The 12,673-nt window shown below is 65.2% G+C and carries 9 protein-coding genes; 5 read left to right on the top strand and 4 right to left on the bottom strand.

Going from position 1 to position 12,673, the window contains the following annotated elements:
* Positions 1–73: 73 nt before the first annotated feature.
* The gene (locus tag Q0L48_RS07935; RefSeq protein ID WP_296719370.1) at positions 74–604 is read right to left on the bottom strand and encodes a thiamine phosphate synthase; all 531 of its coding nucleotides are present in this window, start codon (positions 602–604) and stop codon (positions 74–76) included.
* Between the two features lie 22 nt (positions 605–626).
* Between Q0L48_RS07935 and Q0L48_RS07930 the strand changes: the two genes are divergently transcribed.
* Together Q0L48_RS07930 and Q0L48_RS07925 are read left to right on the top strand one after the other, a co-directional pair.
* Entirely contained in the window at positions 627–1,289 is a 663-nt protein-coding gene (locus tag Q0L48_RS07930; RefSeq protein WP_296719367.1) for a YggS family pyridoxal phosphate-dependent enzyme, read from the top strand.
* Between the two features lie 8 nt (positions 1,290–1,297).
* Complete coding sequence (locus Q0L48_RS07925) at positions 1,298–1,768, top strand: hypothetical protein (protein WP_296719365.1); 471 nt, start codon at positions 1,298–1,300, stop codon at positions 1,766–1,768.
* A 153-nt stretch (positions 1,769–1,921) separates the two neighbouring features.
* On the opposite strand, the gene Q0L48_RS07920 is transcribed toward Q0L48_RS07925, so the two are convergent.
* The 3 genes from Q0L48_RS07920 to Q0L48_RS07910 form a co-directional block, all read right to left on the bottom strand.
* On the bottom strand, positions 1,922–4,276 hold the full coding sequence (locus Q0L48_RS07920; protein WP_296719362.1) for a TonB-dependent receptor: 2,355 nt from the start codon (positions 4,274–4,276) through the stop codon (positions 1,922–1,924).
* Positions 4,277–4,424: 148 nt separating this feature from the next.
* A complete protein-coding gene (locus Q0L48_RS07915) occupies positions 4,425–7,184 on the bottom strand; it encodes a [protein-PII] uridylyltransferase (RefSeq protein ID WP_296719359.1) in 2,760 nt (919 codons plus the stop codon).
* 66 nt (positions 7,185–7,250) lie between these two features.
* Positions 7,251–8,966, bottom strand: coding sequence for a class I adenylate-forming enzyme family protein (locus tag Q0L48_RS07910; RefSeq protein WP_296719356.1), 1,716 nt, complete (start codon positions 8,964–8,966; stop codon positions 7,251–7,253).
* A 192-nt stretch (positions 8,967–9,158) separates the two neighbouring features.
* Here Q0L48_RS07910 and lgt point away from each other — a divergent pair, with 192 nt between their 5' ends.
* From lgt to Q0L48_RS07895, 3 genes are read left to right on the top strand one after another with little or no spacing between them, the layout of a single operon-like run.
* Complete coding sequence (gene lgt / locus Q0L48_RS07905; RefSeq protein WP_296719353.1) at positions 9,159–10,055, top strand: prolipoprotein diacylglyceryl transferase; 897 nt, start codon at positions 9,159–9,161, stop codon at positions 10,053–10,055.
* Entirely contained in the window at positions 9,959–12,232 is a 2,274-nt protein-coding gene (locus Q0L48_RS16675) for a class I SAM-dependent methyltransferase (RefSeq protein WP_367274028.1), read from the top strand. The genes lgt and Q0L48_RS16675 overlap by 97 nt, the downstream gene beginning before the upstream one ends.
* A complete protein-coding gene (locus Q0L48_RS07895; RefSeq protein WP_296719350.1) occupies positions 12,229–12,660 on the top strand; it encodes a DUF2147 domain-containing protein in 432 nt (143 codons plus the stop codon). The genes Q0L48_RS16675 and Q0L48_RS07895 overlap by 4 nt, the downstream gene beginning before the upstream one ends.
* The last annotated feature ends 13 nt before the right edge of the window (positions 12,661–12,673 follow it).

Here is a 12,673-nt window from a genome sequence, read left to right as displayed (position 1 = left end):
GGGTCTCCTGAGCGGAACACATCATGAATCCTCGGGAGACTCCGGTCAAGCCGTGTGCGACGGGGCGTTTGCGCTAACTCAGCCCGTCGATCGCGGCCCAGCGCCGCCAATCGAGGGATTCGGCACGCTCTGCCGTCATGCCGCCAAGCGCGATAACCGGAACGCGGGACAGCGCCGCGAGTTCGCGGAAGCGGTCGATCCCGAGGGTGTCGCCGTCCGGATGCGAGCGGGTCGGGAACACTGGTGACAGCATGACGGCGCTCGCCCCCAATCTGTTCGCATCGGCGATTTCGGCGGCATCATGCGCGGTGGCGATCCAGCGCAGCCCGGCAGGTGCGGCGGCGTGCAAAACGCCATAGACCCCGTCTGCCCCCCATGCTTCGGCCATCGTGACACTGCCCGAGAGGATCGCCCAGTGTCCGGCGCTTCGCAGCATGGGCAGAAGCTGCGCGAAGCGGGCCGCGCGAGCCTCAGCGGTCAGGTGATAGTGCCTGAAAACAAAGCCCGACTGTGGTGGCAGCCGCCCGATGGCCTGTTCGAGCACCGCATCGTTGCGTGCATCCGAAAGCAGCCAGATGTCGGGTACGGACTGGTCTTGCGCCATGCCCGCGCTATAGCGCCGCTGTATGGATAATACAGCCTCCCGCCTCGAAGCCGTCCGCGGCAATATCGCCCGCGTGTGCAAGCCTGCGCGGCGCGAGCCCGCCGATGTCACGCTGATCGCGGTCAGCAAGACGCATGGGCCCGAGGCGATCCTGCCGCTGATCGGGGCAGGCCAGCGGGTGTTCGGCGAGAACCGCGTGCAGGAGGCAGCTGGCAAGTGGCCTGATCTGCGCGCCCAATATCCCGATATCGAGCTTCACCTGATCGGCCAGTTGCAATCGAACAAGGCGGACGAAGCGGTGGCGCTGTTCGACGTGATCCATTCGCTCGACCGGCCCAGCCTGCTGAAAGCTCTGGCCAAAGCAATGGACAAGGCTGGGCGGCGGGTGCCGTGCTTCGTGCAGGTCAATATCGGCGACGAGGACCAGAAGGGCGGCTGCGCGCTGGCCGACCTGCCGGGATTTCTCGATCGGGTGCGCGCCGCCGATATCCCGCTCGCCGGGCTGATGTGCATTCCGCCCGCAGATACCGAAGCCGCGCCGTTCTTCGCGTTGCTGGCAAAGCTGGCGGCCGATCACGGGCTGACCGGACTCAGCATGGGAATGAGCGGCGATTACGAGACCGCGGTAATGCTGGGCGCAACCCATGTGCGGGTCGGCACGGCGCTGTTCGGCGGACGCTATTGATGGAGGGGGTGAGCGACACGCTCGCCCGGCTCGACGCCTTTCACGCGAGATGGCACCTGCGCCTGAACGCCGATGGAGCCACGGTGCGGATCGCGGCAGACGCGCTCGCGATCTCGCCGGGGCTGCATGCCGCCTGCGCCGACGCCTTCGTCACCAGCCTTGGCCTGACGCCGATCGGCGGAAACTGGGAACTGCTCGATGCCGAGGCGGGCATGGAAGGCCCGCGCTCCGCCCGCGCCGCATTGGTCGAAGCCTTCGCCCGCAACATGGTGATCGCGCAACAGCCCTGGCTGGGCGAGGATGACGCGCTGGCGATGGGCGAGGAATTTCTGGGATGTTTCGATCCCGGCACACGGCAGATCGTCACCAACCGGATGTATTTCGGCTGGAACCCGATCACCACGGCAAGCATCGAATGGGCGTTCGTCGCCTTTGACGATGGCGCCATTGCGCTCCTGCTGGCGACCGCCGAAAGCTAAACGAAAAAGGGCGCCCCGTTGCCGGAGCGCCCCTGATCTTTCGCGGCGAGCATCGGTCGCAAAGCGACCGCAAGGCCGACCGGCCGCCCGCAGCGACGCGACCTTCAGGTCGCGTGAGCGAGGAAATCGCACCCCCGTGAGGGGGTGCGAAAATCAGAACTCGAACAGCGCCTCGACGCCGATGTTCCGGCCGCGCATCAGCGGCGAGAACGTGCCCGCGGTCGGGTTCGGCGCGAAGGGCTGACGCACGCCGGTCGAGTTCGGACCGCCGAACGGAACCTGCGTATCGCCACCTTCCTGCACTTCGTCGAGCAGGTTGCGGCCGTAGATCGACAGCGCAAGCCCATCGACCGGGGTGTTCCAGGTGATGTTGGCTTCAAGGTTGCTGAGCGCATTCAGCCAGCCGAGGTTGTCATCGGTATAGGCTGCCTCGTCGCGGTACTGATAGTTGACGCGTGTGAGGATGTTGCTGCTGCCCAGATCCCATTCGTGGATCAGGCCCATGCCCACCGTGATCGGGGGAACGCGCGGCAGGCTCAGCGCCAGATCGGCGTCGTCGATCATCCCGTCGCCGGAAATGTCGAAGATGACTTCGTCATACTCGGCGTCGGTGATCCCGATATTGGCTGTGAACACCAGTGCTTCCGATACCCGCATCCGCGCTTCGGCTTCGAAGCCCAGAATGGTGGCATCGGCGGTGTTGAGGATGTTCTGCACCACGCCTGCGCCCGGATCGGCCAGGTTCACTTCGCGCTGCATGTTGCCGACCTGGGTAAGGTAAGCCGCAGCATTGAGCGTGAAGGAACGATCAGCCGTCTGGAATTTGCCGCCGATTTCGTAGTTATCGACCTTTTCCTCGTCGAAGAACAGATTACCGGTCGCCGCGAGCGCACGGTTGAAGACCGCCACGTCGGTGATGCGGAAGTTGTACCCGCCCGAACGGAAGCCGCGGCTCCAGTGGCCGTAGATCTGGCTGTCTGCGAATTCATACTGCAGACCCACCTTGGGCGAGACATTGCGGAACCGCACGCGATCGGTGAAGCCGTTGCCTTCGGTCGGAACGAAGGGGTTGGTGCCGGATGTCGGGCAAGTGCCCTGCACCACCGAACATTCCGGGCGCGGCCGGACATAGGTGACTGCAGCGTCCTTGGTTTCCTGATTCCAGCGGATACCGGCGATGATCGAAAGGTTGTCCACCACCTCGTACTGGGCGTTGGCGAACACGCCGATCACTTCGTGGTTCTGCTGACCGCCGCCGTAGAACACCGGCGGCTGGAAGGCAGGGGGAAGGTCGCGGCGAAGTTCGCGGGTCTCGGTATAGGCGAGGTCCTGTTCGAACCAGAAACCGCCCACGGTCAGATCGAGCCGATCGAACGACATCGCATAGCGCAGTTCGTTCGAGAACTGCTCCTGCTGGGTCTCGGTGTTCGAGTGGAACAGGAACAGCGGGGTCGCGTCGATGTCGCCATCGGTGGTGGAGTCGTAATCGCGCCAGCCGAACACGTTGGTCAGCGTGCCGGGGCCGATGTCCCACTCGGCAGTGAGCGAGCCGGTCCAGATCTTGTTGTCGTATCCACCGGGATTGTCGATCGCGAGGTCGAAGCTGTTGCGGTCGAAGAACGCGCGGTTCTGGGCCGAGGGGCCGTCGCCTTCGCTTTCGAAGTAGTCGAGCTTACCGGTCAGGGTCAGATCGCCGAGCCGCGCTTCCAATGCGCCGCGCAGGATCTTGGTGTCGGCACGGCCGTGGTTCTCGCGCAGACCCGGAATGGTGTCGGCAGCGAGGTTGCGGAAATAACCTTCGTCCTTGTTGTAGTACGCGCCGACCTTGAACAGCAGCGTGTCTTCGATGATCGGGCCGCTGATCACACCGCTGGCGGTGTAGTTGGGGCCGCCGCGACCGCCGTCGAGCGCCGGGCCATCGACTGCCGCGCGGAACTTGCCGCGGAAATCTTCGGTCGGGTTGCCGGTGTTGATCACGACCGCGCCGCCGGTGACGTTGCGGCCGAACAGCACGCCCTGCGGGCCGCGCAGGATTTCAACGCTTTCGAGGTCGAAAAGGTCGAACACCACGCCGCCGTTGATGCCGAGATAGACGCCGTCGACAAACACGCCGACGGTCGGGTCGATCGAGGGGATCGAGGAGTTGATGCCGAGGCCGCGAATGGTGAAGTTGGCGGTGCCGCGGCTGGTGCCGACCTGATCGAGGCTGACAGTCGGCGCCTGGAACGAAAGGCCCGAGATATCGCGGATCTTGTAAGCTTCCAGCGTATCGGAATTGAACGCGGTGATGGCCAGCGGCACATCCTGCACGTTTTCCGGGTCACGGGTCTTGGTGCCGGTGACGAGGATTTCGTTCATGGTGTCGAGCGAACTGGCGCGCGCTTCTTGCGGCGCTTCGTCTTCGGCGTCCTGAGCGTTTGCGGCGAACGGGGTCAGCGCGGCGGTGCCGAGCATGAGTGCGATTTTGCCGAGCCGGAACCGGCTCCGCACGGGGGATGCGGTGGTCATGTCTTTTAACTCTCCCTGAGTTGAGGCTGGCTGCCCTAGCAATAAGTCACACGATTGCAACCTATCTCCACAGCAGAAAAAGGCATTAGCGCGAGCATGAAGCACGCACGCCACACCTTCAGGGCTTTCTATCTACCGGGGTTTGCAATCATGCCTTTTCAAGCTGTTGCTGCCTGCGGTCGCTGGCGGCGTCGAGCAGGGCGGCCTCGATTTCGGCGCGCCGCTCGGGCGCCTTGACCTTCGCTCCGGTCAGATCGGTGACATAGAAAGTGTCCGCCGCCGCTTCGCCATAGGCGGTGATATGTGCCGAATGCACGATCAGGTTGGCCTTGTAGAGCGCGTGCGCCAGCCGGTTGAGCAGCGCCGGGCGATCGCGCGCGGTCACTTCGATCACGGTAAAATGGTTCGAGGCGTCATTGTCGAACCCCACCCGCGGCGCGACATCGAACGCGCGGGCGCGCGAATGGGCAAGCGGGCGCGCAGCCAGCCGGGGCACCAGTTCGATCTCCGCCAGCAGCGCCTCGCGGATGCCTTTCTGGATGCGCGCGATCTGCGCCGCCTCGCGGAACGGCTGACCATGCTGGTCCTGCACCAGGAAATTATCGACTGCAAAACCGTTCCGGGTGGTGTGGATGCGCGCGTCGATGATGTTCGCGCCGGCCAGATGGATGCCGCCCGCCATGCGGTAGAACAGGCCCGGGTGATCGGCGGCGATGACATTGACGCGGGTCGCGCCCCGGGTCTCGTCCGGTTCGCAATGGATCGACAGCTGATCCTGCGCCGCCTGCGCCGCATCATATTGCACAAGGTTGCTGGCGATGATGTCTTCGGGCTCGGCAATCCAGTAGGCATCGGACAGCAGCGCGCCGATATTGTCGACCAGATGATCGCGTTCGCCCAGCAGGCGCGCAACCGCGTCCTTCTTTGCCGCGACCCGCTGTTTGCGGCCTTTGCCCTTGTGGCCCAGCCGCAGCCGTTCCTGCGCGGCATCGTAAAGCTCGCCCAGCAGCTGCCCCTTCCAGCTGTTCCACGTCCCCGGCCCGACCGCGCGGATGTCCACCGCAGTCAGGATCGCAAGGTTGCGCAGCCGTTCGAGGCTTTGCACCTCGGCCACGAAATCCTCGATCGTCTTGGGATCGGTGAGGTCGCGTTTCTGCGCGGTGCGGCTCATCAACAGGTGTTGCAGCACCAGCCAGGCGACCAGATCGGTCTCCTTCTCGTCGAGTCCGAAACGCGGGCATAATTCATGCGCGACATCCGCCCCCAGCACCGAATGATCGCCGCCGCGCCCCTTGGCGATATCGTGCAGCAGCACCGCGACATACAGCGCCCGGCGCGAGGCGAGCTTGGGAAATTCGCGGGTGGCGCGCGGGTGGTCGGCGGTCAGCAGCCCGCGCTCGATCTGGCTGAGCAGCCCGATGGCGCGGATCGTGTGTTCGTCGACCGTGTAGTGGTGATACATATCGAACTGCATCTGCGCGTTGACCCGGCCGAAATCGGGCACGAACCGGCCGAACACCCCGGCCTCGTTCATCCAGCGCAGGGCGGTCTCGGGATCCTTGCGCCCGGCCAGCAGATCGAGAAACAGCGCATTGGCGCGCTTGTCGCGGCGCATCTTGGCGTCGATCAGTTTGGAATCGCGGTCGGCCTGCCGCATGGTTTCGGGGTGGACTTCCAGCCCCTCGGCCTCGGCCAGCTGGAACACTTCGATCAGTCGCACCGGATCGGCGCGGAACCAGTCGTCGCCCGGCGCACGCAGCCGTCCGCCATCGACCACGTAGCCCTTGAACGCGCGCGGACGCTGGGTCCAGCCGGCGAAAAAGCCGCTGCGGGTGCGTTTCTTGGCGAATTCCTCGTCCATGTGAGCAAGGAACACGCCTGTCAGGCTGCCGACCCGCTTCACCTGCAGGAAGTAGTATTGCATGAACCGTTCGACCGCGCTCTTGCCCGGACGGTCGGCGAAATGCATCCGTTCGGCCACCTGCCGCTGCAGGTCGAAGGTCAGGCGATCCTCGGCGCGGTCAGTCAGGATGTGCATGTGACTGCGCACCGCCAGCAGGAACCCTTCGGCCCGGCGGAAGCTGCGGTATTCGCTGCGAGTCAGCAGCCCGACATCGACCAGTTCGGCGGCGTTCTGCACCCGGTGGACATATTTGCCGATCCAGTAGAGCGTCTGCAGGTCGCGAAGCGCGCCCTTGCCGTCCTTGATGTTGGGTTCAACGACATAGCGGCTGTCGCCCATCCGCTTGTGCCGGGCGTCGCGCTCGGCCAGCTTCTGGGTCAGGAACTGGCGTTCATTGCCTTTCACGACGTCGTTCCAGAACCGGCTCCGCAATTCTTCGTAAAGCGCCTGATCGCCCCATACCAGCCGCCCTTCGAGCAGCGCGGTGCGGATGGTCAGGTCTTCCTTCGCCATGCGCATCGCATCGGAGACGGTGCGGCTGGAATGGCCGACCTTCAGGCCCAGATCCCACAGCAGATACAGCATTGCCTCGATCACCTGTTCGCACCACGGCGAGCGGCGCATCGGAGTGATGAAGGCGATGTCGATATCCGAATGCGGCGCCATCTCGGCCCGCCCGTAGCCCCCCACGGCCAGTACCGCGAGCCGTTCGGCCTGCGTGCGGTTCGGCACCGGATAGAGATGGGTGGTCACGTGATCGTGGATCACCCGGAGCAACTGGTCGGTGAGGAAGGAATAGCCGCCGGTGACATCATGTCCGGCTGACGGCGTTTCAGCCAGCCTGCGTTCCAACTCGGCCCGGCCCGCGTCGAGCGCGCCGCGCAAGCTCTTGACGATATCGGCGCGCGCGCCTTCGCCGCCGGCCGCGAACAGCGCGGCGATCTCGTCGGCCAGCACGCGCCGGTCGATGATCGCCCGCTGGCCGGGCACACGCCGGGGGCTCACGGGAATATCTCCCGCATCAAGCCCCCGGCGCGAGGCGCAAGATTGGGGCGCAGGCAGGTCAGCGGATCAGGCCGCCACCTTGTCATCGCCGTAGCGCGCCTTGACGCTGCGCTTGTCGATCTTCTGGGTGCCGAGCCGGGGCAAGGCGTCCTCGGTGAACCAGATCTGGTGTTCCAGCGGCACCTTGAACGGGGCGATGCGTTCCAGCAGGAAGGCGCGCAGTTCGGCGGGCGTGATCGCGGCGTGGCCTTCCTTCATGCGGTACACAGCCGCCGGGACTTCGCCGAAGCGTTCGTCGGGCAGGCCGAACACCGAACATTCGCCGATGTCGTCATGCGCGTAGATCGCATCTTCCACCTCGATGCAGGAGATATTCTCGCCGCCGCGGATGATGATGTCCTTCTTGCGATCGACGATGAACAGGTATTCGTCGGCATCGAGATAGCCGAGATCGCCGGTGCGGAAGAACCCGTTGTCGGTGAAGGCGGCCTTGGTCGCCTCGTCGTTCTTCCAGTAGCCGCGGAAATTGGCGACGCTGCGAATGCACACCTCGCCCACCTGCCCCTGCGGCAGCGCGTTGCCGAGATCGTCGAGAATCGCGAGCTCGACCATCGGCTTGCTCGCCCGCCCGGTCGAGCCTGGCTTGGCGAGGTAGTTCTCGTTGAAATTGCCGCAGCCGACCGCGTTGGTTTCAGTAAGGCCATAGCCGAGCAGCGGGAACCCGCCGGGGAAGGCTTCCTTGATCCGCGTGACGTGTTCGACCGGACGCGGCGCGCCGCCAGCGGCAAAGCTCTTGCACGCCGAAAGGTCGTACTTGGCACGGTCGGGGTGGCTCGCGATTTCATAGCTCATCAGCGGCACGCCGACGAAATAGGTCACCTTTTCTTCCGCCATCAGCCGGATCGCGAGACCTGCGTCCCACTTGGGCATCAGCACCAGCTTGCGCGCGATCGCGAAGCTTTGCAGGAACAGCGGCACTTCGCCCGTCACGTGGAACAGCGGCACCGCGACCAGCGCGCAGGGCTGCACCGTCATCGGGCCTTCCTGGCTTTCGATATGCACCTTGGCCATCGCGCTCTGGGCGACATAATTCATCACCCCGTGCACGACCCCGCGGTGATCCGACCATGCGCCCTTGGACCTGCCGGTCGAACCGGAGGTATAGAGGATGGTGGCGATATCGTCCGGGCCGATCTGACTCAGCATCGCCATTGCCGCACTGGTGCCCTCGGGCAAAGCCCAGAGATCGGCGAGCCCTTCGGAAGGCGCATTGCCGTGGCTGAACAAGACCAGCTTCGCGCTGTGGGCGTGCCCTTTAAGTCGGGCGGCGCGGCCTTCATCGGCCAGCACCAGTTTGCATTCGGCCAGATCGATTCCGTAAGCCAGTTCCTCTCCGGACGAAAAGCCGTTGAGCAATGTGGCGCAGCCGCCAGCCATCAGGATGCCCATATAGGCGATCATCCAGTTGGCAGAATTGCGCGCGGCAATGGCAATCCGGTCACCCTTCTGGATGCCATGATCCTGCACCAGACTTTCCGCAACGCAGGTCGCGGCGCTGTAGGTCTCGCCGAAGGTCAGCCGCACCTCGCCATCGACAAGGAAGGGCAGATCGCGGTGTTCGTTGCAGAAATGCGCGAAATAGTGCGCAAGGCTCGGCGGGGCGGCGGCGAAAGCGGGCATTTCCACCCCGTCGCGCACATAAGGCGCGAGGGCGAAGGGCTGGCCGGGTGCGGTCAGGCCGGTGATGATCGCTTCAAGCGCATTGTCCAGCTGGGTGGGCATGCGGTGTCCTTTCCTCTCTCATTTACGGGAAGACCGCTGCGGCGTGCGCCTGTCCGGTCTTCCGATCCCATTATCTGCCTGCGCGCCTGCGCCCCTTCCCCTGCCCCGCGCGCTGTGCCAGAAGCGCCAGCGCAACGGGGCCACATCAGGCCCGCCGATACGGCATATCATCATCATTAAGGGGTTCGCTCCGTGCTGTCACTACTTGCCGCAAGCAGCGCCGCCGATCCGATCTACTGGTCGGACCTCGGGCTGCGTCCGGGCATCGAACTGGGGTTCTTCACCCTGCGATATTATTCGCTGGCCTATCTTTTCGGGATTTTCTTCGCCTGGTGGCATACCTCGCGGATGCTGCGGGAACCCGGCGCGCCGATGGCGCAGCGCCATGCCGACGATCTGGTGTTCTACTGCACGCTGGGGGTGATTCTCGGCGGGCGGCTGGGCTACGCGATGTTCTACACCGGGGGCGAGACCGGCATTCCCAGCGCCTTCACCGATTTTTCGGGCGATGGCTTCATCAGCTGGAAATTGCTGCGGCTGTGGGACGGCGGGATGGCGTTCCACGGCGGGCTGGCCGGCGTGGCGGCAGCGATGATTTACGTCGCATGGCGCGACAAGCTGAACTTCCTGCGCGTGGCCGATTACGTCGCGGTCAGCGTGCCGATGGGGATGCTGCTGGGGCGCCTCGCCAATTTCATCAACGGCGAATTGTGGGGCCGTCCGGCCGACGTGCCATGGGCGATGGTGTTCCCCGGCGCGGACGAACTCGCACGGCACCCCAGCCAGCTCTATCAGGCCGGGCTGGAAGGTCTCGCGCTGCTGATCGTGATGTTGCTGCTGTTCTGGAAAACCCGCGCGCGCTATCGCCCCGGCTTGCTGGTCGGCGTGTTCACGCTCGGCATGGGAATCGCGCGTTTCGTTAATGAATTTTTCCGTCAGCCCGATGCACAATTGGCTGACTTTGCGGCCCGGACAGGGCTATCGATGGGGCAATGGCTAAGCATACCGCTGATCTTGATTGGATTGATTGTCGTGTTCTTCGCGCTGCGGACGAAACCGCTGGCGAGTGGGGGCGTCGCTCCGGCCTGACATCGGGCGACGATGCCCCGCGCGCATGGCGCGGCGGGCTGCGGCTGATCGACCCTGAAACCGGGCCTGCGGAGCGGGAGACGGCGGAATCCGGCGCGGCAGCGCAGGCCGAAGCGCAGGCGGCGGCGAAAGCCGAAGCCGCCGCGCGCGAGCACGCCGCTGCCGAAGCCAAGGCAAAAGCTGACGCCGAAGCCCGTGCCCTTGCCGAAGCGCAGGAGCGCGCAAGAGCAGAGGCAGCAGCAAAGGCGGAAGCGGACGCGAAGGCCGAAGCCGAGGCGAAGGCCAAAGCCGAGGCCGAAGCCCGCGCCCGCGCCGAAGCGGAAGAAAAAGCCCGTGCCGAAGCCGAAGCCCGCGCGCTGGCCAAAGCCGAAGCCAAGGCACGGGCCGAAGCCGAGGCGAAAGCCAAGGCCGAAGCTGCCGCACGCCTGAAGGCCGAAGCCGAGGAACGCGCGCGGCTGATGCGCGAAGAACGCGAGCGCGCCAAGGCCGAAGCCGAAGCCCGCGCCGCCGCCGAACGCGAAGCGCGCGAGAAGGCCGCAGCCGAAGCGCGTGCCCGCCGCGAAGCCGAAGCCGCCGAACGCGCACGGCTCGCCGCCGAAGCGCAGGCCAGGGCCGAAGCCGAAGCCAAGGCGCGCAAGGAAGCCAAGGAAAAGGCACTGGCCGAAGAACAGGCCCGCCGCGAAACCGAAGCCCGCGCCAAGGCCGAAGCCGAAGCCGCCGCCAAGGCCGCCGCCGAACAGGCGCGCCGGGACGCCGAAGCCAAGGCGAAAGCCGAGGCAGAAGCGAAGGCGAAAGCTGCAGCCGAAGCGAAAGCACGGGCCGAAGCGCAGGCCAAGGCCGAAGCGGAGGCCAAGGCGAAAGCCGAAGCAGAGGCCAAGGCACAAGCAGAGGCGGAAGCGCAGGCCAAAGCCGAGGCCAAAGCGAAGGCCGAAGCCGCCGCTCGCGCACAGGCGGAAGCCGAGGAAAAGGCCCGCTTGGCAGCTGAAGCCAAGGCGAAAGCCGAGGCCGAAACGGCCGAGCGCGCGCGCATCGAAGCCGAAGAACAGGCCCGTCTCGAAGCGGAAGCCAAGGCCGCAGCCGAAGAACAGGCGCGCCTCGAAGCCGAAGTCGAAGCCGAAGCCGCCGCCCGCGCCAAGATCGATCTGGGCAAAAGCTTCCGCCGCCTGATCCGCGAGACCGGCCCGATCAGCCTTGCGCAGTTCATGGCCGAGAGCAATGCGCGTTACTATGCCAGCCGCGATCCGCTGGGCGATCAGGGCGATTTCATCACCGCGCCGGAAGTCAGCCAGATGTTCGGCGAACTGATCGGGCTGTGGTTCGCGGATCTGTGGGTGCGGATGGGCAGCCGCAAGTGCATCCACTATGTCGAACTCGGCCCGGGACGCGGCACGCTGGCGAAAGACGCGCTGACGACCGCGGCCCGTTACGAATTCGCGCCGGAGGTGCACTTCGTCGAAACTTCGCCGACACTGCGGCAGTTGCAGCGCGAGGCATTCCCCGGTTGCCACCACCACCACGATCTTTCGACCTTGCCCGATGATGCGCCGCTGCTGATCGTTGCCAACGAATTTTTCGATGCCCTGCCGATCCACCAGCTGGTGCGGTCCGCCGATGGCTGGTTCGAACGGATGGTCGGGCTTGATGGCGAGAACTTCGTGTTCGGCGCGGGCAAGGAACGGATGGATTCCATCGTCCCGCCCAGCTGGCTCAGGGCAGCGCAGGGCGCAACCATCGAAACCAGCCCGGCGGCGGTCGCGGTGATGACCGAAATCGCGCAGCGCCTGAAAAATCAGGGCGGCGGGGCGCTGATCATCGACTATGGCCACATGGAACTCAGCGCCGGTACCACCTTGCAGGCGTTGAAGGCGCACAAGAAGGTCGATGTCTTCGCCCATCCGGGCGAGGCCGACATCACCGCCCATGTGGATTTCGAACTGCTCGCCCACGTCGCGCGCGAACAGGGTGCGGACGTGATGGGCCTGCAGTATCAGGGCGAATGGCTGCGCCAGATGGGCATCGACACCCGCACCGAGGCGCTCCAGCTGCGCAATCCGGGCGAGGTCGACAAGCTCAAGCGGCAGCGTGACCGGCTGGTGGAGGACAACCAGATGGGCACCCTGTTCAAGGTGCTGGGCATTTGCGGGCGGCGCTGGCCGTATGGGGTGGGGTTTGCATGATGAAGTGGCTGGGCGCGCTGATCATCGTGGCCGCAGCGGCGGCACCCGCCCATGCGGCGGAGCCGGTGGCCGGGCGCTGGGTGACGGCCGAAAAGGACGCGGTGGTCGCGATCAAGCCGTGCGGCAGGGCTGCATCGGACAAGACCGTGTGCGGCACGGTCGACAAGTTCCTTGTCCCGCCGCCCGACGGCCTTGACCAGCGCGACATCAACAATCCCGATCCTGCCTTGCGCAAGCGCCGCCTGCTCGGCCTGCCGATCCTGTCGGGCTTCACCGCGGATGGCGACCTGTGGCGCGGGCGGATCTATGATCCCAAAAGCGGCAAGAGCTATCGTTCGGTGATCCGCCGCAAGGGCGCGAACGTGCTCGAGGTCAAAGGCTGCATCGGCCCGTTCTGCCAGACACAGGTGTGGAAGCGGGTGAGTTGATGCGGTGCGCTCC

The organism is Erythrobacter sp., assembly GCF_024305245.1.
In the GTDB taxonomy this organism is placed as follows: domain Bacteria; phylum Pseudomonadota; class Alphaproteobacteria; order Sphingomonadales; family Sphingomonadaceae; genus Erythrobacter.
The sequence above is the reverse complement of the archived record's forward strand: the minus strand, read 5'-3'. Positions and strand labels throughout refer to the sequence as shown.

What these genes read in the sequence shown, in the direction of transcription:
- Q0L48_RS07920 (WP_296719362.1), bottom strand. Translation starts at nt 4,276, where the DNA reads ATGACCACCGCATCCCCCGTGCGGAGCCGGTTCCGGCTCGGCAAAATC.
- Q0L48_RS07910 (WP_296719356.1), bottom strand. Translation starts at nt 8,966, where the DNA reads ATGCCCACCCAGCTGGACAATGCGCTTGAAGCGATCATCACCGGCCTG.
- Q0L48_RS16675 (WP_367274028.1), top strand. Translation starts at nt 9,959, where the DNA reads ATGGCTAAGCATACCGCTGATCTTGATTGGATTGATTGTCGTGTTCTT.
- Q0L48_RS07935 (WP_296719370.1), bottom strand. Translation starts at nt 604, where the DNA reads ATGGCGCAAGACCAGTCCGTACCCGACATCTGGCTGCTTTCGGATGCA.
- Q0L48_RS07895 (WP_296719350.1), top strand. Translation starts at nt 12,229, where the DNA reads ATGATGAAGTGGCTGGGCGCGCTGATCATCGTGGCCGCAGCGGCGGCA.
- Q0L48_RS07930 (WP_296719367.1), top strand. Translation starts at nt 627, where the DNA reads ATGGATAATACAGCCTCCCGCCTCGAAGCCGTCCGCGGCAATATCGCC.